The organism is Aeromonas sp. ZOR0002 (assembly GCF_963866995.1).
GTDB lineage: Bacteria > Pseudomonadota > Gammaproteobacteria > Enterobacterales > Aeromonadaceae > Aeromonas > Aeromonas caviae.
Genome location: NZ_CAWMFQ010000133.1, coordinates 71,736 through 93,204, shown reverse-complemented (window position 1 = coordinate 93,204; position 21,469 = coordinate 71,736). Strand labels below are relative to the sequence as shown.

General features: G+C 60.5%; 22 protein-coding genes and 1 pseudogene. 17 read left to right on the top strand and 6 right to left on the bottom strand.

Annotation, left to right across the window (positions count from 1 at the left end; translation table 11 throughout):
* Positions 1 to 435 (top strand): annotated as a pseudogene (locus tag AACR77_RS08165) (class I SAM-dependent methyltransferase); the annotation flags it as partial.
* A gap of 124 nt (positions 436 to 559) precedes the next feature.
* Here the strand turns inward: AACR77_RS08165 and AACR77_RS08160 are convergent.
* A complete protein-coding gene (locus AACR77_RS08160; protein ID WP_041215012.1) occupies positions 560 to 805 on the bottom strand; it encodes a hypothetical protein in 246 nt (81 codons plus the stop codon).
* 115 nt (positions 806 to 920) lie between these two features.
* Between AACR77_RS08160 and AACR77_RS08155 the strand changes: the two genes are divergently transcribed.
* Complete coding sequence (locus AACR77_RS08155; RefSeq protein ID WP_041215013.1) at positions 921 to 2,240, top strand: MFS transporter; 1,320 nt, start codon at positions 921 to 923, stop codon at positions 2,238 to 2,240.
* Positions 2,241 to 2,311: 71 nt separating this feature from the next.
* On the opposite strand, the gene ahpF is transcribed toward AACR77_RS08155, so the two are convergent.
* The 3 genes from ahpF to AACR77_RS08140 all read right to left on the bottom strand — a co-directional run bounded on the left by ahpF (position 2,312) and on the right by AACR77_RS08140 (position 5,683).
* On the bottom strand, positions 2,312 to 3,898 hold the full coding sequence (gene ahpF, locus AACR77_RS08150; RefSeq protein WP_039038739.1) for an alkyl hydroperoxide reductase subunit F: 1,587 nt from the start codon (positions 3,896 to 3,898) through the stop codon (positions 2,312 to 2,314).
* A gap of 142 nt (positions 3,899 to 4,040) precedes the next feature.
* Positions 4,041 to 4,607, bottom strand: coding sequence for an alkyl hydroperoxide reductase subunit C (gene ahpC / locus AACR77_RS08145; RefSeq protein WP_010675074.1), 567 nt, complete (start codon positions 4,605 to 4,607; stop codon positions 4,041 to 4,043).
* A 629-nt stretch (positions 4,608 to 5,236) separates the two neighbouring features.
* Complete coding sequence (locus AACR77_RS08140) at positions 5,237 to 5,683, bottom strand: CBS domain-containing protein (protein WP_010675073.1); 447 nt, start codon at positions 5,681 to 5,683, stop codon at positions 5,237 to 5,239.
* 211 nt (positions 5,684 to 5,894) lie between these two features.
* Here AACR77_RS08140 and queA point away from each other — a divergent pair, with 211 nt between their 5' ends.
* The 7 genes from queA (at position 5,895) to nlpI (ending at position 12,924) form a co-directional block, all read left to right on the top strand.
* Complete coding sequence (gene queA, locus AACR77_RS08135; RefSeq protein ID WP_010675072.1) at positions 5,895 to 6,962, top strand: tRNA preQ1(34) S-adenosylmethionine ribosyltransferase-isomerase QueA; 1,068 nt, start codon at positions 5,895 to 5,897, stop codon at positions 6,960 to 6,962.
* 118 nt (positions 6,963 to 7,080) lie between these two features.
* Positions 7,081 to 8,217: a tRNA guanosine(34) transglycosylase Tgt gene (gene tgt, locus AACR77_RS08130; RefSeq protein WP_042880727.1), complete on the top strand. Its 1,137-nt coding sequence runs from the start codon at positions 7,081 to 7,083 to the stop codon at positions 8,215 to 8,217.
* A gap of 50 nt (positions 8,218 to 8,267) precedes the next feature.
* Complete coding sequence (yajC, locus tag AACR77_RS08125) at positions 8,268 to 8,603, top strand: preprotein translocase subunit YajC (RefSeq protein ID WP_010675070.1); 336 nt, start codon at positions 8,268 to 8,270, stop codon at positions 8,601 to 8,603.
* A gap of 18 nt (positions 8,604 to 8,621) precedes the next feature.
* Positions 8,622 to 10,475, top strand: a complete 1,854-nt coding sequence (gene secD / locus AACR77_RS08120; protein WP_039038737.1) for a protein translocase subunit SecD — start codon at positions 8,622 to 8,624, stop codon at positions 10,473 to 10,475.
* 9 nt (positions 10,476 to 10,484) lie between these two features.
* Positions 10,485 to 11,432: a protein translocase subunit SecF gene (secF, locus tag AACR77_RS08115; RefSeq protein WP_039038736.1), complete on the top strand. Its 948-nt coding sequence runs from the start codon at positions 10,485 to 10,487 to the stop codon at positions 11,430 to 11,432.
* Positions 11,433 to 11,532: 100 nt separating this feature from the next.
* Positions 11,533 to 11,901 (top strand): rhodanese-like domain-containing protein, encoded by a 369-nt coding sequence (locus AACR77_RS08110; RefSeq protein ID WP_041213021.1) that lies wholly within the window; start codon positions 11,533 to 11,535, stop codon positions 11,899 to 11,901.
* Between the two features lie 90 nt (positions 11,902 to 11,991).
* The gene (nlpI, locus tag AACR77_RS08105; protein ID WP_280520777.1) at positions 11,992 to 12,924 is read left to right on the top strand and encodes a lipoprotein NlpI; all 933 of its coding nucleotides are present in this window, start codon (positions 11,992 to 11,994) and stop codon (positions 12,922 to 12,924) included.
* Between the two features lie 75 nt (positions 12,925 to 12,999).
* Here nlpI and AACR77_RS08100 read toward each other — a convergent pair whose 3' ends face one another.
* Together AACR77_RS08100 and ubiU are read right to left on the bottom strand one after the other, a co-directional pair.
* Positions 13,000 to 13,872, bottom strand: a complete 873-nt coding sequence (locus AACR77_RS08100) for a U32 family peptidase (protein ID WP_042880725.1) — start codon at positions 13,870 to 13,872, stop codon at positions 13,000 to 13,002.
* Positions 13,873 to 13,884: 12 nt separating this feature from the next.
* Positions 13,885 to 14,880: a ubiquinone anaerobic biosynthesis protein UbiU gene (ubiU, locus tag AACR77_RS08095; RefSeq protein WP_042880723.1), complete on the bottom strand. Its 996-nt coding sequence runs from the start codon at positions 14,878 to 14,880 to the stop codon at positions 13,885 to 13,887.
* Between the two features lie 189 nt (positions 14,881 to 15,069).
* Between ubiU and ubiT the strand changes: the two genes are divergently transcribed.
* From ubiT to hscA, 8 genes are all read left to right on the top strand, one after another.
* A complete protein-coding gene (gene ubiT / locus AACR77_RS08090) occupies positions 15,070 to 15,582 on the top strand; it encodes a ubiquinone anaerobic biosynthesis accessory factor UbiT (RefSeq protein WP_042016672.1) in 513 nt (170 codons plus the stop codon).
* A 178-nt stretch (positions 15,583 to 15,760) separates the two neighbouring features.
* Positions 15,761 to 16,486, top strand: a complete 726-nt coding sequence (trmJ, locus tag AACR77_RS08085; protein WP_042880722.1) for a tRNA (cytosine(32)/uridine(32)-2'-O)-methyltransferase TrmJ — start codon at positions 15,761 to 15,763, stop codon at positions 16,484 to 16,486.
* Between the two features lie 94 nt (positions 16,487 to 16,580).
* Positions 16,581 to 17,084 (top strand): Fe-S cluster assembly transcriptional regulator IscR, encoded by a 504-nt coding sequence (iscR, locus tag AACR77_RS08080; RefSeq protein WP_025327241.1) that lies wholly within the window; start codon positions 16,581 to 16,583, stop codon positions 17,082 to 17,084.
* A 52-nt stretch (positions 17,085 to 17,136) separates the two neighbouring features.
* On the top strand, positions 17,137 to 18,351 hold the full coding sequence (locus tag AACR77_RS08075; protein WP_010675060.1) for an IscS subfamily cysteine desulfurase: 1,215 nt from the start codon (positions 17,137 to 17,139) through the stop codon (positions 18,349 to 18,351).
* A gap of 54 nt (positions 18,352 to 18,405) precedes the next feature.
* Positions 18,406 to 18,789: a Fe-S cluster assembly scaffold IscU gene (gene iscU / locus AACR77_RS08070; protein ID WP_010675059.1), complete on the top strand. Its 384-nt coding sequence runs from the start codon at positions 18,406 to 18,408 to the stop codon at positions 18,787 to 18,789.
* 15 nt (positions 18,790 to 18,804) lie between these two features.
* Positions 18,805 to 19,128: an iron-sulfur cluster assembly protein IscA gene (gene iscA, locus AACR77_RS08065; RefSeq protein ID WP_039038730.1), complete on the top strand. Its 324-nt coding sequence runs from the start codon at positions 18,805 to 18,807 to the stop codon at positions 19,126 to 19,128.
* A 190-nt stretch (positions 19,129 to 19,318) separates the two neighbouring features.
* Entirely contained in the window at positions 19,319 to 19,837 is a 519-nt protein-coding gene (hscB, locus tag AACR77_RS08060) for a co-chaperone HscB (protein ID WP_042880720.1), read from the top strand.
* 28 nt (positions 19,838 to 19,865) lie between these two features.
* On the top strand, positions 19,866 to 21,469 hold a 1,604-nt coding region (gene hscA, locus AACR77_RS08055), incomplete at its 3' end, for a Fe-S protein assembly chaperone HscA (protein ID WP_042880718.1).

The window sequence follows — 21,469 nt, the reverse complement described above, 5'->3', positions numbered from 1 at the left end:
ACGGTCGCCCAGGCGTTTCACTGGTTCGATCGCGCGGCTTTTCGGCAGGAGTGCCAGCGGCTGCTCAAGCCCGGTGGCCAGGTCGCCCTCATCTGGAATGACAGGCTGACGAATACCCCGTTTCTCAAGGCCTATGAAGAGGGGCTGCACGCCTACTCGGGGGATTACGAGGAGGTCAATCATCGCAACCTCGGCGAGGCGGATTTTCGCGCCTTCTTCACCGGGGAGTACCGGCTCGATCGCTTCGAGAACAGCCAGCTATTCGATCTTGACGGGGTGCTTGGACGGCTCAACTCCTCCTCCTATGCGCCTGTGGCGGGCACGCCGGCCCACGATCAGATGACGGCGCTCGTTCGCCGCGAGTTTGCTCGCCATGCCGTTGACGGCAAGATAGCCTTCAACTATTGCACCCTGGTCTACAGTGGCCGGGTGTAGCCCCGTTCAGGGCTGACATCCGCAGTGAAAAGGCCCCCGCCAGTGATGGCGAGGGCCTTGTTGCATTTTGGCGGTCTGTATCCGGGCGATGCGAAAGAGACCGTCGCGCGGCGAAGGGGCGGTATCAGCCCTGATCGATGCCGAGAATGGCCATGGCCTTGGCCAGGGTATCGACCGATTCCTGATGCTTGCCCGCGTTGTGCAAGGTCTCTCCGTCCGCTCTCAACTGCTTCACCTCGGCCAGTTGCTCGGCACTGAGGGCGGGGCCTGCGGCCAGGGCGTCGTCTATCTTCTTCATGTCCATGGGGCAGTGGAAGGCGAGGGCGCTGCCGCAAAAGAGCAGGGCGGCCAACAACAGCATGAGTCTCATCTTTCGGATCTCCATGTGGGGTTCCCGTCAAGCATAGCCCGCAGGGGGAGGGCATTCGGGTTGAAGGGGGCGGGAGGCAGGGGCTACCATGACCCTTTTGTTGCGAGGAGGCTCCATGGCACTGACAAGGTTGCTGTCCCCCCTGACCAGTCTGGTGATCTTCATTCTGGGTCACGGTCTGTTCAATACCCTGCTGACGGTGCGTCTCTCCGCCGAGCAGGTGTCCGCCCAGGCCATCGGTCTGGTGTCGGCTGCCTATTTCGGCGGCCTGGTGCTGGGGACCTTTATCAATGCCCGCCTCATCATCCGGGTGGGTCATATCCGGGCCTATGCGGCTTATGCCTCCCTGCTCTGTTTTCTGTTTCTGCTGCACGGCATGGTGGTGGAGCCTGTCACCTGGGCGGCGCTGCGGCTGATCGGGGGGTTTGCCACCGGCGGCCTGTTCGTGGTGCTGGAGTCCTGGATGCTGGTCTCAAGCACCCCGGCGAACCGGGGGCGGTTGATGTCCCTCTACATGATCCTGCTGTACGGTTCACTTGCCCTGGGCCAGCTGCTGCTCAAGCAGGTGGACCCCATGGTGCTGACGCCATTCGCCCTGTGCGCCATGGCGGCGACTCTCTCCGTGGTGCCTCTGGCTCTCTCCCGGGTGGCGACGCCGGCCATGGTGGCACCCCAGCCGGTGGGAGTGCTGGAGCTGGTGCGCCTCACTCCGGCGGGAATGGGTAGCAGCTTTACCTCCGGCCTCATCCTCGGGGCCATCTATGGGCTGTTGCCGCTCTATTTCACCGACAGCGGTGCCTCCCTCTCCCAGGTGGCGGACATGATGGCGCTGGTGATCCTGGGGGGGATGTGTCTGCAGTATCCCATCGGGCGTGCATCTGATCGCTACGACAGACGGTTGGTGATCCTGCTGCTCTGCACCCTGCTGACCCTGATCGCGTTGCTGATGGTGCTGCTGCCGGGGCCCTGGCGCGAGCCAGTCGAGGGGACTCTTGTCTTCCTGCTGGGGGGCATGGCGTTCTCCATCTATCCCTTGAGCCTCAGCCATGCCTGCGATGAACTGCGCCCGGATCAGGTGCTGGGGGCAAACCAGGGGCTGCTGCTTGCCTACAGCCTGGGGGCCATGACGGGTCCGCTGCTGGCCCCCTTTACCATGGCAACGTTCGGACCACAGGGGCTGTTCGTCTACTTTGCCCTGTGCGGTCTGCTGCTGTCGGCCTATCTCGGCTGGCGCAGGCGTAAGCGAGCCCCCATTCCGCTGACGGAGCATCAGGTCTTCATGCCGGTGCCCCCCAACACCCCCATGACGGCGGAGCTGGAGCCAAGAACGGATCTGGAAGGGGAGGCAGTGCCGGCGAGCTATGCCGCGCCTGATGCAGAAGAGAGAGCGGTGAGTGAAGAGGGGCAGGAGAGGGACGCGCCGCAAGGACGTTGAAGGCTGCCGACCCAACGACAGGGATAAAAAAACCGACTCCAGGGAGTCGGTTTTTTGTTGGGCGACGGTTATCAGGCGGTCACGGCATCGGCCTGGGTAGCTTGTGCTTCCGGCGCCGGGTTGCGAATGAGGTAATCAAACGCACCCAGGGCGGCGGTGGCACCTGCCCCCATGGAGATGATGATCTGCTTGAACGGTACCGTGGTGGCATCCCCTGCGGCATAGACGCCGGGCAGGGAGGTGGCACCCTTGGTGTCGATCTCGATTTCGCCAAAACGGGTCAGGGCCACTTCGCTCCCCTTGAGGAACTCGGTGTTCGGCACCAGGCCTATCTGGACAAAGATGCCGGCCACCGCCAGATGCTTGATCTCGCCGGTAGTGCGATCTTCGTAGTCCATGCCCACCACCTTGCTGCCGTCGCCGATCACTTCGGTGGTGCGGGCGCTCATGATGATGTCGATATTGCCCATGGAACGGGCCTTCTTCTGCAGCACGTCGTCGGCACGCAGGGTATCGGCGAACTCCACCACGGTGACGTGCTCGACGATGCCGGCCAGATCGATGGCCGCCTCGATGCCGGAGTTGCCGCCACCGATCACCGCCACGCGCTTGCCCTTGAAGAAGGGGCCGTCACAGTGGGGGCAGTAGGCCACACCCTTGGTACGGTACTCGAGTTCACCCGGCACGTTCAGGTCGCGCCAGCGGGCACCGGTCGCCAGGATCACGGCGCGGCTCTTCAAGGTGGCACCGGAGGCGAGGTCCACGTTGACGTAACCATCCTTGCTGATGGCGGCGGCGCGCTGCTCGGTGATCACTTCCACGCCGTACTGCTTGACGTGCTGCTCCAGGCTGGCGGCCAGCTTGGGGCCCTCGGTGTAGGGCACGGAGATGAAGTTCTCGATGCCGACGGTGTCCATCACCTGGCCACCGAAACGTTCGGCGACAATGGCGGTGCGAATGCCTTTGCGGGCGGCATAGATGGCCGCGGCGGCGCCGGCCGGGCCACCGCCCACCACCAGCACGTCATAAGGCGCTTTTTCGCTCAGCTCTTGCGCCTTGCGCTCGGCAGCGCCGGTGTCGAGTTTGGCGACGATCTCTTCCAGCGAAATACGGCCCTGGCTGAACGGCTGACCGTTCAGGTAGACGTTCGGGACCGCCATGATTTGACGCTCGTTCACCTCATCCTGGAACAGGGCACCATCGATCATGGTGTGGGTGATGCCGGGATTCAGGGTGGACATCAGGTTCAGGGCCTGTACCACGTCCGGACAGTTGTGGCAGGAGAGGGAAATATAGGTCTCGAAGTGGAACTCGCCCTTGAGGTTCTTCACCTGCTCCAGCACGGCCGGATCGGCCTTGGAGGGGTGACCGCCGCTTTGTAGCAGGGCGAGCACCAGGGAGGTGAATTCATGACCCATGGGAATGCCGGCAAAGTGCACGCGCGGGGCCTGGCCCTGGGGCGCGATGCTCATGGAAGGCTTGCGGGCATTGGTGCCATCGGTCAGGGAAATTTTGGGGGACATCTCGGCGATCTCGCTGGCCAATGCCAGGAGTTCGGCGGATTTGTCGCTGTCATTGCCGGACACGCTGATCTCGATGGGATTGACGATGTACTGCAAGTAACCGTTGAGTTGTTGTTTGAGGTTGGTATCTAACATGGTCGAATTCCTTCTTGCTGAATGCGGGTCGGCACGATGACCGGATACAGAAAACAGAGGTCCACACAGCAGACCGGCGCATTTTCTGAGGGCCGTAAACAAGACCGGCCCTTGAACGGGCCGGTCTTCAGAGCGGGGAGGCTTAGATTTTGCCTACCAGATCCAGGGACGGGGCCAGGGTGGCGTCGCCTTCTTTCCACTTGGCCGGGCACACTTCACCCGGGTGGGAAGCAACGTACTGGGCAGCCTTGACCTTGCGCAGCAGTTCCAGTGCGTCACGGCCGATGCCGCCAGCGTTGATTTCAACGATCTGGATGACGCCTTGCGGGTCGATGACGAAGGTACCGCGGTCAGCCAGGCCAGCTTCTTCGATCATCACGCCGAAGTTGCGAGTGATGGTGCCGGTGGGGTCGCCGATCATCGGGTACTGGATCTTCTGGATGGTGTCAGAAGTATCGTGCCAGGCCTTGTGGGTGAAGTGGGTGTCGGTGGAGACGGCGTAGATCTCGACGCCCAGCTTCTGGAATTCGGCGTAGTTGTCGGCCAGGTCGCCCAGCTCGGTCGGGCAGACGAAGGTGAAATCAGCCGGGTAGAAGAACACCACGGACCACTTGCCTTTCAGGTCAGCGTCAGACACCTGAACGAATTTGCCATTGTGGTAGGCGGTGGCGTTGAACGGCTTGATTTCAGTGTTGATGTAGGTAGACATGTATTTGCTCCTTGGTGATGTACATATGCCTGTCTGGTGTTGAAGAGTCGTGCCAGACGAGGCGCTTAACTTTCGATGGAGTCATCATAGTGACTTTTTCTAATCGGTCAAAGCCACAATTTTGAATCACATAAATCTATTTATTAGATAGACCATCACAACTGTACCTAACATGAATATCTCAGGCCTTCGGAGATAACTCATTGTCGAAGTTCAATTTCTGTCCTGCATGTCACATTTTCAAGGGCTGGGCCGGATTTGTTTTCATTGCGTGAGCAGAGAAGGGGGCAGACGAGGCGGCGCAGTAGAAAAAAGAGGGATAAAAAAATCCCGGCGCCGTCGCACAGACAGGGCCGGGTCATCAAACAAGGAATGGCGATAAATATGCTTTACAGCAAAGACTAACTACGGGGTGTGCAAACTTGCAGACATATGAAGAGAAGATGGCGGGTGCACAATCCTCATCTCCTCTTCGGCAACCATTGCATGGTGGGCATCATAGTGTGATGAATGTCACAACGCAAGTTTTGTGGTGTAATTTTACAGTCAAATTGAAAGTGTTTCACTTTAATAGCCGTTAAATTAGGCTGAAAACGCTTTTATTGTAATTTTATTACATAATTTTAAGATCAAAAGTCGGTTGGGGGCTCCTGCTCCTCCATCAGCTCCAGCAGATTGATGGCCACGGCGATGAAGTCCGACTCGGTGACGATGCCAACCAGCTTGCGCCCCTTGAGTACCGGCAGACAGCCATATTTGTGGCGCTGCAGATACAGAGCTGCCTCCTTGATGCCGGCGTGGGGATCCACGCTCGCCACCTGACGGGTCATGATCTCGTCGAGCTGGACGCTGTCGGTGAACTCCGCCTCCCGCTCGGGGTTGATCAGCAGCAGCTTGGATTCACGGGTGGCCAGGATGTCCGAGAGGGTGACCAGACCGAGCAGATGCTGGTGTTCATCGACGATGGGAACGTGACGGATCCGCTCCTGCTGCATCAGCTCCATCGCCTGCTTGACGCTGTTTTCCGGACCCAGGGTAAAGGGGTGTTCAGTCATGATCTCGGAGAGGGTCATCATGGTGGGCCTCCTTGTGTGTCTGCTTCCACCCTAGCCCAGCCCCCGTCGCCAGAACATGATCGGGGTCAATACAAAACCTTAAAGGTTTTTTAACGGGCCCAACCTCACAAAATGGCCCGCTATCCCTTGTCTTCCTTGGGTTTTTAGTCTTTTGGGTTGCCTTGGAAGAGGGGGATAACTAGACTAGCCGCCGATTCCCCCGAGGTGAAAGATGCAAGTATCCGATTTTCATTTTGATCTGCCAGACGAGCTGATTGCCCGCTATCCCATGGCGGAGCGTACCGCCAGCCGCCTGCTGCAGCTCGATGGTCAAACCGGCGCCCTGCGCCACGGTCATTTTGTCGATGTGCTTGACCAGCTCAACCCCGGCGATCTGCTGGTGTTCAACAACACCCGGGTCATTCCGGCCCGCATGTTTGGCCAGAAGGCCAGCGGCGGCAAGCTGGAGGTGCTGGTAGAGCGCATTCTGGACGAGCACAGCGTGCTGGCGCACGTCCGCTCGTCCAAGTCCCCCAAGCCAGGTACCCGCCTCCTTCTGGATGGCGGTGCCGACGGCGTGCCCGTCGAGGCCGAGATGCGTGCCCGCCACGACGCTCTGTTCGAGATCCACTTCCTCGACCCGCGCCCTGTGCTGACCATTCTGGATGCCATCGGCCACATGCCGTTGCCTCCCTATATCGACCGCCCCGACGAGGATGCCGACAAGGAGCGCTACCAGACCGTCTACAACCAGAAGCCGGGTGCCGTGGCGGCGCCGACCGCCGGTCTGCACTTCGACGAGCCGCTGCTCGAGCAGATCCGTGCCAAGGGCGTGGAGATGGCCTTCGTGACCCTGCACGTGGGGGCGGGCACCTTCCAGCCGGTGCGCGTCGACAAGATTGAAGATCACCACATGCACTCGGAATACGCCGAAGTGCCCCAGGAGGTGGTGGATGCCATCGCGGCGACCCGCGCCCGCGGCGGTCGGGTGGTTGCGGTGGGCACCACGTCGGTACGATCCCTCGAGAGCGCAGCCAAGGCGACCCTGGCCCAGGGCAAGCCGCTGGCGCCCTTCTTCAATGACACCGACATCTTCATCTTCCCCGGTTACGAGTTCCAGGTGGTCGATGCCATGATCACCAACTTCCACCTGCCCGAATCCACCCTGATCATGCTGGTCAGTGCCTTTGCTGGCTATGACAACGTGATGGCCGCCTATCAGGCCGCCGTGGCGGGACAGTACCGTTTCTTCAGCTACGGGGACGCCATGTTCGTCACCCGTCGCCGGGTGCAGGGTTAAGCCTTGCCCTTCAGAAGTCGTTCAGGCTCTGCTTGTCAGTATGCCGGCCGGCTTCATATTACCGGGCCCCTCGGGCCCTTTGTTGTCAGACTGTTTCTCTGACTGAATAGAGGTAGCAATGAAATTTGAATTGAAAACCACCGATGGGCGTGCCCGTCGCGGTCAACTGGTGTTCGAGCGTGGCGTGGTCCAGACCCCGGCCTTCATGCCGGTCGGCACTTACGGCACCGTCAAGGGGATGACACCGGAAGAGGTACGTGAGACCGGTGCCCAGATCCTGCTTGGCAACACCTTCCACCTCTGGCTGCGCCCGGGTCAGGAAGTGATGCGCGCCCACGGCGATCTGCACGACTTCATGAACTGGCAGGGGCCGATCCTGACCGACTCCGGTGGTTTCCAGGTGTTCAGTCTGGGGCACATCCGCAAGATCACCGAGGAGGGGGTGCACTTCCGTCATCCCATCAACGGCGAGAAGATCTTCCTCGACCCCGAGAAGTCCATGGAGATCCAGTACGATCTGGGTTCCGACATCGTGATGATCTTCGACGAGTGCACCCCGTACCCGGCCACTTACGAGGAAGCGCGCAAGTCCATGGAGATGTCCCTGCGCTGGGCCAAGCGCTCCCGTGACAAGTTCGATGCGCTCGGTAACAAGAACGCCTTGTTCGGCATCATCCAGGGTTCTGTCTACGAACCGCTGCGGGATGTGTCGCTGGACGGTCTCCTTGAGATCGGCTTCGACGGTTACGCGGTCGGCGGTCTCGCCGTGGGTGAGCCCAAAGAGGACATGCATCGCATCCTTGACCATGTCTGCCCGAAAATTCCGTCCGACAAGCCGCGCTACCTGATGGGGGTGGGCAAGCCGGAGGATCTGGTGGAAGGGGTGCGCCGCGGTATCGACATGTTCGACTGCGTGATGCCGACCCGCAATGCCCGCAACGGTCATCTCTTTACCACCGATGGGGTGGTCAAGATCCGCAACGCCAAGTACCGGGAAGACACCAGCACCCTGGATGCGGACTGCGATTGCTACACCTGCAAGAACTACACCCGCAGCTATCTGTACCATCTGGACAAGTGCAACGAGATCCTCGGTGCCCGTCTGAATACCATCCACAACCTGCGTTATTACCAGCGTGTGATGCAGGGTTTGCGGGACGCGATCGAGCAGGGTAAATTAGACGACTTTGTAACTGAGTTTTACCGTCGGCAAGGGAAGCCTGTGCCTCCACTGGCTGAAAATGACGTGAAATAACAACGACATATAAGTTAGTATTCAAATCTACATCAATAAGAGGTTGTTAAATGAGCATTATCTCCAAGGCGTATGCAGAAGGCGCGGCTCCGGCAGCACAGGGTGGTGGCATGGAAATGATCATCATGCTGGCCGTGTTCGGTCTCATCTTCTACTTCATGATCTACCGCCCCCAGGCCAAGCGTGCCAAGGAGCATCGCAATCTGATGAGCTCCCTCTCCAAGGGCGACGAAGTGCTCACTTCCGGTGGCCTGGTCGGCAAGATCGCCAAGGTTTCCGCCGACAGCGACTACATTGTGCTGGCCCTGAACGATCAGACCCAGGTCACCATCAAGCGTGACTTCGTCTCTGCCGTTCTGCCCAAGGGTTCTATCCAGTCCCTCTAATCTCCCGAGGAGCACAGCGTGTTAAATCGCTATCCGCTGTGGAAATACCTGATGGTGATCGTCGTGATCGCCATCGGTTTTCTATATGCAGCCCCCAATCTTTACGGCGAAGACCCGGCCTTGCAGGTCTCTGCCAGCCGTGGTGCCGAAGTCAAACTAGAAACCCTCGATCAGGTGAAGGAAACCCTCGACGAGGCGAAGATCCCGGTCAAGCATGCGGCGTTCGAGCACGGCTTCATCCTGATCCGTTTCAACAACACCGAAGACCAGCTCAAGGCGCGCGACATCGTGGCCAACAAGCTGGGCGACAATTTCATCACCGCCCTCAACCTGGCACCCTCCACCCCCGCCTGGCTTGAGGCCATCGGCGCGGCGCCCCTGAAGCTCGGTCTTGACCTGCGGGGCGGTGTGCACTTCCTGATGGAAGTGGACATGGCCGAAGCGCTGGCCAAGCAGCAGGAACAGATGGTGCAGGATTTCCGCGCCGAGCTGCGCACCCAGAAGATCCGCTACTCCGGTGTACGCCGGGTCGGGGATCAGGTGCAGGTGGTCTTCCGTGACGAGGCCGATCAGGCCAAGGCACTCTCCTTCCTGCGTCGCCAGAATGCGGATCTTGTCTTCACCACCGACCAGAAAGGGGATGACTTCATCCTGCTGGCCAGTCTGAGCGAAGCCAAGGTCAAAGAGGTGAAGAAGTATGCCCTCGAGCAGAACATCACCATCATCCGCAACCGGGTGAACGAACTGGGTGTGGCCGAGCCGCTGGTCCAGCAGCAGGGCGGTGAGCGTATCATCGTCGAGCTGCCGGGGATCCAGGACACCGCCCGTGCCAAGGAGATCCTGGGGGCCACCGCGACCCTGGAGTTCCACATGGTCGATGAGGCTGCCGATATCCAGGCCGCTGCCGCAGGCCGCGTGCCGCCGAGCTCCAAGGTCTACAACGATCGCAACGGTCGTCCCGTGGTACTGCAAAAGCGCGTGATCCTGACCGGTGACCACATCGTGGGTGCCCAGTCCGGTTTCGATGAATACAGCCGTCCCCAGGTCAACATCAAGCTCGATGGTCAGGGTGGCAACAAGATGGCCAACTTTACCAAGGACAACGTTGGCAAAGGCATGGCGACCGTCTTCATCGAGTACAAGCCGGTGGGTCAGCCTGGTCCGGACGGCAAGCGCAAGTTCCGCAAGCAGGAGGAGGTGATCAACGTCGCCACCATCCAGTCTCGCCTGGGTAGCCAGTTCCGCATCACCGGGATCGACAACGCCAACGAAGCCCACAACCTGGCGCTGCTGCTGCGTGCCGGTGCCCTGATTGCCCCGATCCAGATCGTCGAAGAGCGCACCATAGGCCCGAGCCTGGGTCAGCAGAACATCGACAGCGGGATGGAAGCCATCGGCTGGGCCATGCTGGTGATCGTGCTCTTCATGGGGATCTACTACCGTGCCTTCGGCTGGGTGGCCAATCTGGCGCTGACCATGAACCTGGTGCTCATCGTCGGTATCATGTCGATGATCCCGGGGGCCACCATGACCCTGCCGGGCATCGCTGGTATCGTGTTGACGCTGGGCATGGCGGTGGATGCGAACGTACTGATCTACGAGCGTATTCGTGAAGAGATCCGCAATGGTCGCGGGGTGCAGCAAGCCATTCACCTGGGCTTTGATCGCGCCTTCTCCACCATCGCCGACTCCAACGTCACCTCGCTCATCACCTGCGTGATCCTGTTCGGTATCGGTACCGGTGCCATCAAGGGCTTCGCCCTGACCCTCGGGATCGGCCTGACGGCGTCCATGTTCACTGCCATCACGGTATCCCGCGCCATCATCAACCTGGCCTGGGGTGGACGGCGCATCGACAAGCTGCCGATCTAAGGAAGAGACATGTTTCAAATTCTACATTTTGAAAAGCCCATCCCCTTCATGCGTTTCGCCAAGCTGGGTATGGTCCTCTCTGCTCTGGTGACGGTGCTCGCACTCTACGTTCTGTACGATCGTGGCCTGAACTGGGGGCTGGACTTCACCGGCGGTACCACCATCGAGGTGGGGTTCCAGCAGTCGGTGAGCCTGGACAAGATGCACGAGGCGCTGGATCAGCAGAAGATTGACGGGGCGACCCTGCAGTTCTTCGGCTCCAGCCGTGATGTGCTGGTGCGCATGGCCCCCCAAGAGGGCGTCAAGGTCGAGCAGCAGGGCAACGAGGTCCTGGCGGCCGCCAAGCTGGTCGACGAGAGCGCCGTGCTCAAGCGTGTCGAGTTCGTCGGTCCCTCCGTGGGTGACGAGCTGGCCACCGACGGTGCCCTGGCCATGCTGGCCTCCATCCTCTGTATCCTGATCTACGTGGCGGTGCGCTTCGAGTGGCGTCTGGCCACGGGGGGCATCCTCTCCCTGGCTCACGACGTGATCATCACCCTCGGCATCTTTGCCTACTTCCAGTACGAGTTCGACCTGACCGTGCTGGCGGCGCTGATGACGCTGGTGGGGTACTCCCTGAACGACACCATCGTCGTGTTCGACCGGGTGCGGGAGAATTTCCGCAAGGTACGCCGTGGGGACACCGCGGAGATCATGGATCTCTCCATGACCGAGACCCTGAGCCGGACCATCATCACCTCGGGGTTGACCTTCGTGGTGGTGGTGGCGCTGCTGCTCAAAGGCGGGCCTCTGATCCACGGTTTCTCCATCGCCATGGTGATCGGGGTGGCCTTCGGGACCTACTCCTCCATCTATGTGGCGAGCGCCTCAGCCATGTTCCTCGGGATCAAGCGGGAGCACATGCTGCCGACCCAGGTGGAAAAAGAGGGCGCGGATCAGCAAGAGATCCTGCCGTAACAGACAAGGGCGCCGCAAGGCGCCCTTTCTCTTGTGGCCGGGGTGAGTCATGATGCTCCCCACAACCTAGCATCCATTACCCAAAGCAAGGAGCAAGCCCATGCAACACAATCCCCGTTTTCTGGCCCTGGTAGAGGCCATCCGCCCGCAGGTGCAGGAAACCGATGTGCACCAGATCAAGCGCTGGCAGGATGAGGGCCGAACATTTCATCTGATCGACGTGCGCGAAGAGAGCGAGTGGGCCAGGGGCCATCTGCCGGGAGCCGCCTATCTCGGGCGTGGGGTGATAGAGCGTGACATCGAGACCCGGTATCCGGATCCCGACACCGAACTCTACCTCTATTGTGGTGGGGGATTTCGCTCCATCCTGGTGGCGGATAACCTGCAGAAGATGGGTTATTCCCGGGTCGTCAGCGTCGATGGAGGCTTTCGCGGCTGGAGCGATGCCGGATACCCTGTCGAATCCTGATTTATTTGAGGGAGAGGGGCTGCGCCACATGACAAACGGCCCCGTGATCTTTACCATATGCGGGGTCAAGCGTAAGCGTCGGAGTGTTCATTGAACGTCAGGATAGGGATTGGATACCTCACGGGTATCCTGTTGTTGCTCCCCTTGTGGGGTTGCAGCAGTAGCAGTCAGGTAAAAGCGCCTCAAGTTCCCAAGCCGCAACCCGCTTCACTGGTATTGGCGACCCCCTTGCAGGTCTCCTACCAGAGCGAGTTGGCGTTGGCGCGACTCGGGCAGATGCTCAGTGAAATGGAATTGACGACCGAACAGCGGGCAGAACTCTTCTATGAGCGTGCCGTGGTGTTTGACCGGGTGGGCTTGCGTTCCCTGGCGCGACTCGACTTCAACCGCGCCCTGCGGGAGAAGCCGGATTTTGCCGAGGCCTACAACTTCATCGGTGTCTATCTGGTTCAACAGCAGAACTACGACGAGGCCTATGAGGCGTTCGACTCCGCCCTGGAGCTCGCCCCGGATTACGACTACGCCTATCTCAACCGGGGAATCGCGCTCTATTACGGCAATCGCCCCGAGCTTGCCGCGGCGGATATGAAGCGCTTCTACGAGGCGCAACCAGAAGACCCTTATCGGGTGATCTGGCTCTATCTGGCCGAGCAGAAGCTCAACGGACCGGCGGCCATGAGCCGGATGCGCGAGCGGCTCAACAAGTATGACGACGACGCCTGGAACTGGGATCTGGTGCGCCTCTATACGGGCGACATCAATGCCACCCAGTTGATGAGCAACGTGGTGAAAGGGGTCAAGGACAACAGGGAGCTCGCCGAGCGACTGTGCGAGACCTACTTCTACCTCGGCAAGTTCGAGCTGGCCAAGGGTAACCGCAAGGAAGCCATCAGCTACTTCAAGCTGGCGCTGGCCAACAACGTCTATGACTTCATCGAGCATCGCTATGCCTTGCTGGAGCTGGAACTGATGGCGCGCAAGCCCCAGCCACCCGGAGCCCAGGGCAAGAGCGGCAAAGCGTGACTAAACGGGTTTGAACCCCATGAAAAAGGCCTCTTGACGAGGCCTTTTTGCTGTCTGGTGACACGGGGTGTACCGCTACTCCACCAGGCTCATGCCGGGGATCTGGCGCCAGTAACCGTTGCAGTCCCGCTCCTGCTGCAGGGGCAGGGGGGCCATCCCCTGTTCGTTGGCCTTGAAGCGCTCCAGCATCGTCAGGGTCTCCATGCCTTCGGGCGAGAGGCGCACCACATCCACCAGGCCCTCCATCCCCTTGAGCTCGTTACCCAGGTTGTAGCAGTAACCGGACTGGGTCTGGATGCCGTTGAGGTTGAACACCTTCTGCCCCTCGCGACTGCTGGCAAGTCGCCCGGTGGGGTAGTCGATGCAGGCCAGTTCGCAGTTGTCCTTGGGCCGGTCGAGGGAGCGGGCGGTGAAGCAGCGTGCCGAGTAGGCGAGCGGGAGATGACCATAGGCGAACACCTCCACCTCGAACTGCTGGCGCTCCCTGCCCAGATCCTGATTGAGCTGCATCAGCCAGTCGCGGGAGAGCTCCACCGGCATCACCCAGCGCTGCATCCCCTGTTTAAGCAGCATGCGCAGCACGTCGGCGTTGTAGGCGTTGATGGCGGGGCCGCAGACGAACGGCAGCCCGGCTTCACTGGCGAGCTGGACCGCCCCCAGATCGTTGGCCTCGATCATCAGCTCGCCGTTGTCGATCAGTCGCTTGACCTCCTTGAGCTCGGAGGGAGCTGAGATCAGCGCCAGCGTGGAGAGTACCGCCTGCCTGCCGGAGCCCGCCACCTGACGGGCGAGGGCAATCCAGTCATCCACTTTCAGTTCGCGCCGCTTGCTGCAGACGGTTTCCCCCAGATAGATGATGTCGGCCTGGCTGGCGGCGGCCGCCTGATAGAAGGCCTGGGTGTCGGCCTTGGGCCAGTAGAAGAGCAGGGGGCCGAGAGAGAATTTCATGAACAGGGCTCCTTATTGCCACTGGCGATGATAGGCACCGAGGGTGGTCTGGCTCCCCTCGGAGACGCGGGCGAGCTGGGCATCCCACTCGGCCTTGACCTGATAGGCCTCGGGGTTGGCCTGATAGGCGTCGATGGCGGCGCGCCAGACCCGGGTCACCTGCTCCACATAGGCGGGGCTGCGCTGGCGTCCCTCGATCTTGACCGACTGGATGCCGGTCTGGAACAGCTCGGGCAGAAGGCCGAGGGTGTTGAGGCTGGTGGGCTCCTCCAGCGCGTGATAGGTCTGGCCATCCACCTCGAAGCGCCCCTTGCACAGGGTCGGGTAGCCGGCATTTTCCCCCGGGCCGTAACGATCGATCAGCACCTCGTTGAGGCGGGATTCTAGGCCGCTCGGGGTCTCTTCCCAGCGCACGAACTTGGCCGGTGAACAGGCGCCGACGGTGTTGGGGCTCTCGCCGGTCATGTAGGAGGAGAGGTAGCAGCGCCCCTCCGCCATGATGCAGAGGCTGCCGAAGGCGAACACCTCGAGGCCGACGTCAGTCTCGCGGGTCAGCTGCCTGACCTGATGCATGGAGAGCACCCTCGGCAGCACCACCCGGCCGACGTTGAAGTGCTGCTGGTAGAAGCGGATGGCAGCGGCGTTGGTGGCGCTGGCCTGGACCGAGACATGCAGCTCCATGTCGGGATGGCGGCGGCTGGCATAATCGAGCACGGCGAGATCGGCGATGATCAGGGCATCGGCACCGAGCGCCACCCCTTTGTCCACGGCCTGCTTCCAACGGGCATCGGAGCCCGGGTGGGCAAAGGTATTGATGGCGATGTGCAGCTTGCGGCCATGCTGGTGGACATAGTCAACCGCTCTTTCCAGCTTGCTGTCGGTGAAGTTGAGCCCGGCGAAGTGGCGGGCATTGGTGTCATCCTTGAAGCCGATGTAGACCGCATCGGCCCCGTTATCCACGGCTGTCTTCAGTGCCGGCAGGCTGCCTGCCGGGCAGAGTAATTCCATCGGGTACGCTCCGAGAGGGCAAAAATGCAAAAGTGGCCCGATTGTATTCATGCTTGCCCTCCCGCTTTTTGACCTGAGGCAGCTTTAGGTGGCTTTACCCTTCTTGAGGTAAGTGGGCACAAGTTTGATTTTCAACAGGATCTTGCCGAAGGGGCTGTGCTTGAATGCGCAAAAAACTGGGAGTTTATCGTGTTTCAACATCTGCAACGTCGCCTGGTCGAACAGGCACCCCGTCTCTTGCGCCACCCCCTCAAGCTGGTGCCCTTCCCGCTGCAACAAAACCTGATGGAGGCCCTGCTGGGCAGGGTATTCCGGGAGGCCATCGAAGAGGGGGAATTTGCGTTTCTTGCGGGCAAGTGGCTGAAAGTGGAAGTCAGCGATCTGGGGCTATGCTGGTTTATCAGCGAGCAGGAGGGCAAATTGGTAGTGGCGAGGAAGTGTGAGCACGCCGATGTCTGTTTCAGCGGCAATAGCCAGGATCTTGTTCTGATCGCCGGGCGCCGTGAAGACCCGGATTCCCTCTTCTTCCAGCGCCGGCTGAAGATAGAGGGGGATACAGAGCTGGGCCTGGAGGTGAAAAATCTGATGGACAGCCTGGATCTGGACGGGCTGGGATTGATGAAATACCCCCTGATGGATCTGGCGACCTTTATCGAGCGTGCCCGCGAGACGCACGTGCCCACTGCCGCGACAATGAGCTGAGCCCGAGTGTTGCGAACAGGCGAACTTTAGCCGCAGTACCCCACTGTCAGCGTGACCACGCAGGGTGGGGAGGCGTCATCTGCCTGTTTGTGCAGAAATGCCTGGTTGGAAGCGGTGCCAAAATAGCGATTGGTTATGTTACAATTGCGCGCCATTTTTGACTGAAGATTGACTGGGCATGTTGGATCAGATTCGTATCGTGTTGGTAAACACCTCTCACACCGGCAACATGGGATCCGCGGCGCGGGCCATGAAGACCATGGGACTGACTCAACTGGTGCTGGTCGATCCCCAGGCCCAGCCGGATGAGGAGGCCGTCGCCCTGGCGGCGGGGGCCAGCGATATCCTGGCTCGCGCCCGAATCGTGCCGACCCTGGACGAGGCCATTGCCGACTGTGGTCTGGTCATCGGCACCAGTGCCCGTTCCCGCACCTTGAGCTGGCCCATGCTGGATCCCCGTGAAGCGGGCGAGAAGCTGGTTGCCGAGGGCATGGAGCACCCGGTCGCGCTGGTGTTTGGCCGTGAACGCACCGGCCTCACCAATGACGAACTGCAAAAATGCCACTTCCATGTGGCCATTCCCGCCAATCCAGAATACAGCTCCCTCAATCTGGCCATGGCAGTGCAGACCCTTTGTTACGAGGTGCGGATGCGCTGGCTGGAAGTACAGAACCAGGAGCCGGAGGATGAGCGGGTCGAGTACCCCAGCGCCCAGCAACTGGAAGGGTTTTATCAGCATCTGGAGCAGACGTTGCAAAAGACGGGATTCATTGCCGATGACCATCCAGGCCATGTGATGAGCAAACTGCGTCGTCTGTTCAATCGGGCCAGACCCGAAGCGGTGGAGTTGAACATCCTGCGGGGCATTCTCACCTCTGTCCAGAAGTCCAGGGCACAGGATTAATCCCGACTGATTTACTCAAGCATATACTTGACTGATTTAGTCGGGTATGTGACCATATGCCACATATTGATTGGTTCGCAAGACGGTAAGGCATATGAGACTGACCTCAAAAGGACGTTACGCGGTGACAGCCATGCTCGACGTGGCGTTGCATGCAGAGCAGGGGCCCGTGCCCCTGGCTGATATTTCAGAGCGCCAGGGCATCTCCTTGTCCTATCTGGAACAACTGTTTGCTCGTCTGCGCAAACATGGTCTGGTGAGCAGCGTACGTGGCCCCGGTGGCGGCTATCGCCTCGGTCTGGCCCCTGGCGAGATTTCGGTCGGTCAGGTGATCACCGCGGTCGATGAATCGGTCGATGCGACCAAGTGCCTCGGCAAAGGGGGCTGCCACGGTGGTACCCAGTGCCTGACCCACTCCTTGTGGCGGGATCTGAGCGAACGCATCTCCAGTTTCCTGGGGGATATCACCCTGGCCGAGCTGGTTGGTCAGGCCGATGTGCGCCGTATCGCCGGCAAGCAAGATGAACAAATGAAGACCGTGTTGTCCCTGGTTGATCGGGCCGAACGCGGTGATGTGAGCTTGAAAGTCCAACTATAAACGTGCTTTCCACGACGAGTCGCTGTGTGACCCCGTCGTAACGGAGAAAAAGATGAAACTGCCTATTTACCTTGATTATTCGGCAACCTGTCCGGTGGACCCGCGTGTCGCAGAAAAAATGATGCAGTGCCTCACCATGGACGGCCTGTTCGGCAACCCAGCCTCCCGTTCCCACCGTTTCGGCTGGCAGGCCGAAGAGGCGGTGGATCTGGCCCGTAATCAAGTGGCAGAGTTGATCGGCGCGGATCCGCGCGAGATCGTCTTTACCTCCGGTGCGACCGAGTCCAACAACCTGGCCATCAAGGGCATCGCCCATTTCTACGCCGGCAAGGGCAAGCACATCGTCACCTCCAAGACCGAGCACAAAGCCGTGCTGGATACCTGCCGCCAACTGGAGCGTGAAGGCTATGAGGTGACCTACCTCGAGCCCATGCCCAACGGCCTGTTCACCCTTGAGCAGATCGAAGGCGCCCTGCGTGATGACACCATCCTGGTCAGCATCATGCACGCCAACAACGAGATCGGGGTGGTGCAAGACATCGCTGCCATCGGCGAGCTGTGCCGTTCCCGCAAGATCCTGCTGCACGTGGACGCCGTCCAGAGCGTGGGCAAGATCCCGGTCGACGTGGAAGCACTCAAGGTTGATCTGCTCTCCATGTCCGCCCACAAGGTATACGGCCCGAAAGGCATTGGCGCCCTGTATGTGCGCCGCAAGCCCCGTGTTCGTCTGGAAGCCCAGATGCACGGCGGTGGTCACGAGCGCGGCATGCGCTCCGGCACCCTGGCAACCCACCAGATCGTCGGCATGGGGGAAGCCTTCCGCATCGCCAAGGAAGAGATGGCGAGCGAGAGCCAGCACATCATGGCCCTGCGCCAGCGTCTGTGGGATGGCATCAAGAACATCGAAGAAGTCTATATCAACGGGGATCTGGATCAGCGTGTACCGGGTAACCTGAACGTCAGCTTCGCCTATGTGGAAGGGGAATCCCTCATCATGGCACTGAAGGATCTGGCGGTCTCTTCCGGTTCTGCCTGTACCTCGGCCAGCCTGGAACCTTCCTACGTGCTGCGCGCCCTGGGCCTGAACGACGAGCTGGCACACAGCTCCATCCGTTTCAGCATCGGTCGCTTCACCACCGAAGAAGAGATCGACTACGCAATCAAGCTCATCTGCGACTCCATCGGTCGTCTGCGCGAGATGTCTCCCCTGTGGGAGATGTTCAAGGATGGCGTCGATCTGAACACGGTCGAATGGGCACATCACTGATCCTTGCCAGCATGGCAAGGGTCTGGTGAACAACGGAATTAGCAGGAGTTAGATATGGCTTACAGTGAAAAAGTAATCGACCACTACGAGAATCCCCGCAACGTCGGTGGTTTTGACAAGAACGATCCCAGCGTCGCCACCGGCATGGTCGGTGCACCGGCCTGTGGTGACGTCATGAAGCTGCAACTGAAGATCAGCGACGATGGCATCATCGAAGATGCCAAATTCAAGACCTACGGCTGTGGTTCCGCCATCGCCTCAAGCTCTCTGGTGACCGAGTGGGTCAAGGGCAAGACCCTGGACGAAGCGGCCGGTATCAAGAACACCGACATCGCAGAAGAGCTGGCGCTGCCGCCGGTGAAGATCCACTGCTCCATTCTGGCGGAGGATGCCATCAAGGCCGCCATCGCCGATTACAAGCAGAAGAAAGGTCTTTAAGGTCCGGAGAGCAGTATGGCCATAACCATGACAGATGCCGCAGCGGCGCGGGTTTCCTCCTTCATGAACAACCGGGGCAAGGGCATCGGCCTGCGCCTCGGCGTCAAGACGACCGGCTGTTCTGGCCTTGCCTATGTGCTCGAGTTCGTGGATGAGCTGGCTGCCGAGGATCAGGTGTTCGAGCAGAAAGGCGTCAAGATCATCGTGGATGCCAAGAGCCTGATCCACCTGGATGGCACCGAGCTGGACTTCGTGAAGGAAGGCCTCAACGAGGGCTTCCAGTTCAACAACCCGAATGCCAAGGGCGAATGTGGTTGTGGCGAAAGCTTCAGCGTGTAAGTGGTTCGATTGACCGATCGCATATGTTTGCAACGCCTCGCAGCCCCAAGGGTGAGCCCTGTTGCGGCGAGTCTATTGTGATCAACACCTTGCTCATCAACACAGTGGTGTGGACGCCAGTCCATGCCACTGCTTTCAAGTTCAAGACGAGTGTGGTTGCACTCCCAGCGCTATTGTCTGAGGACGAAGGATGAATCATTTCGAGCTGTTCGGGCTGGCTGAGGGCTTCGAGCTCGATACTCGCCAACTGGCTGACACCTATCGTCAGCTGCAGACCCAGTTCCATCCCGATCGTTTTGCGACTGCCCCCGAGCGGGAGCAGCTGGCTGCCGTGCAGCGTGCTGCCCAGATCAACGATGCGTTTACCACTCTCAAGGCCCCCTTGCGCCGAGCCGAGTACCTGCTCTCCTTGCGGGGCACCGAACTTCGTGGCGAGCAGCAGACACTGCAAGATCCTGCCTTTCTGATGCAACAGCTGGAGTGGCGAGAGCGGCTGGCTGATCTCAAGGGCGACGCCGACCCTGAGGAGGCCATCAAGGATTTTCGCCAGGAGATCAGGCATGATCACCAGGCGTTGATGCAACGGCTGACCGACTCTCTCACCAGGGGTGAGGATCTGCAGGCGGCGGATTGCGTTCGCAAGCTCAAATTTGTCGACAAGCTCCTCGAGGAGCTGGAACGATTCGAAGACTCGCTGTTCGAGTCTTGACCCTCTAACGCAGGAATTGTGATTACCCATGGCATTACTGCAAATTGCCGAGCCAGGCCAGAGCGCCGCGCCTCACCAGCATAAACGTGCCGTCGGCATCGATCTTGGCACTACCAACTCCCTGGTCGCCGCCGTGCGCAGCGGCCAGGCCGACACCCTCTGTGACGAGCAGGGGCGTGATCTGCTGCCTTCCGTGGTTCATTACCAGGCCGATACCATCCGGGTTGGCTTCGATGCCAAGCGTGAGGCGGCCCTCGATCCCCACAACACCATCGTCTCGGTCAAGCGGATGATGGGCAAGGGGCTGGCCGATATCGATACCCGCCAGCAGCCTTACGAGTTCGTGGCTACCGAGACGGGCATGCCCCAGTTGCAGACCCGCCAGGGGCTGGTCAACCCGGTGCAGGTCTCGGCCGAGATCCTGAAAAAACTGGCCGAGCGCGGTGCCGCGTCCCTCGGGGGAGACCTCGACGGCGTGGTCATCACGGTGCCCGCCTATTTTGACGATGCCCAGCGTCAGGGCACCAAGGACGCGGCCAGACTGGCCGGTCTGCATGTACTGCGGTTGCTCAACGAACCCACGGCGGCGGCCATCGCCTATGGCCTCGACTCCGGCCAGGAAGGGGTGATCGCCGTCTATGACCTGGGTGGCGGCACCTTCGATATCTCCATCCTGCGCCTGCATCGCGGGGTGTTTGAGGTGATGGCCACCGGTGGCGACTCGGCACTCGGTGGTGACGATTTTGACCATCTGCTGGCGGACTGGCTCAAAGAGCAAGCCGGGTTGTCCGGTCAGCTCGATGCCCGTACCCAGCGCGAGTTGCTGGATGCGGCGGCCAGCATCAAGCACGGCCTCACCGATGCCGATGCCGTTGCCTGCACCTTTGCCGGCTGGCAGGGTACCGTCACCCGCAGCCAGTTTGACGAGCTGATCCAGCCCCTGGTCAAACGCACCCTGCAGGCCTGTCGGCGCGCCCTGCGCGATGCGGGTCTCGAGCAGGAAGAGGTGCTGGAAGTGGTGATGGTCGGTGGCTCGACCCGGGTGCCGCTGGTGCGCGAGCGGGTGGGCGAGTTCTTCGGCCGCACGCCCTTGACCAGCATCGACCCTGACAAGGTGGTGGCCATCGGTGCCGCCATCCAGGCCGACATCCTGGTGGGCAACAAGCCCGACGCCGAGATGCTGCTGCTGGACGTCATCCCGCTTTCCCTCGGTCTTGAGACCATGGGCGGCCTCGCCGAGAAGGTGATCCCGCGCAATACCACCATTCCGGTGGCCCGCGCCCAGGAGTTCACCACCTTCAAGGATGGCCAGACCGCAATGGCCATCCACGTGGTGCAGGGAGAGCGCGAGCTGGTGGCGGATTGCCGCTCCCTGGCCCGCTTCACCCTGACCGGCATTCCGCCCATGGCGGCGGGGGCGGCCCACATTCGCGTTACCTTCCAGGTGGATGCGGACGGTCTGCTGTCGGTCAGCGCCATGGAGAAATCCTCCGGCGTGCAGGCCGAGATCCAGGTCAAGCCCTCCTATGGACTGGGTGAGGATGACATCCTCAACATGCTGAGCGCCTCCATCGCCAATGCCCAGCAGGACATGGACGCCCGCATGCTGGCGGAGCAGCAGGTTGAGGCTGA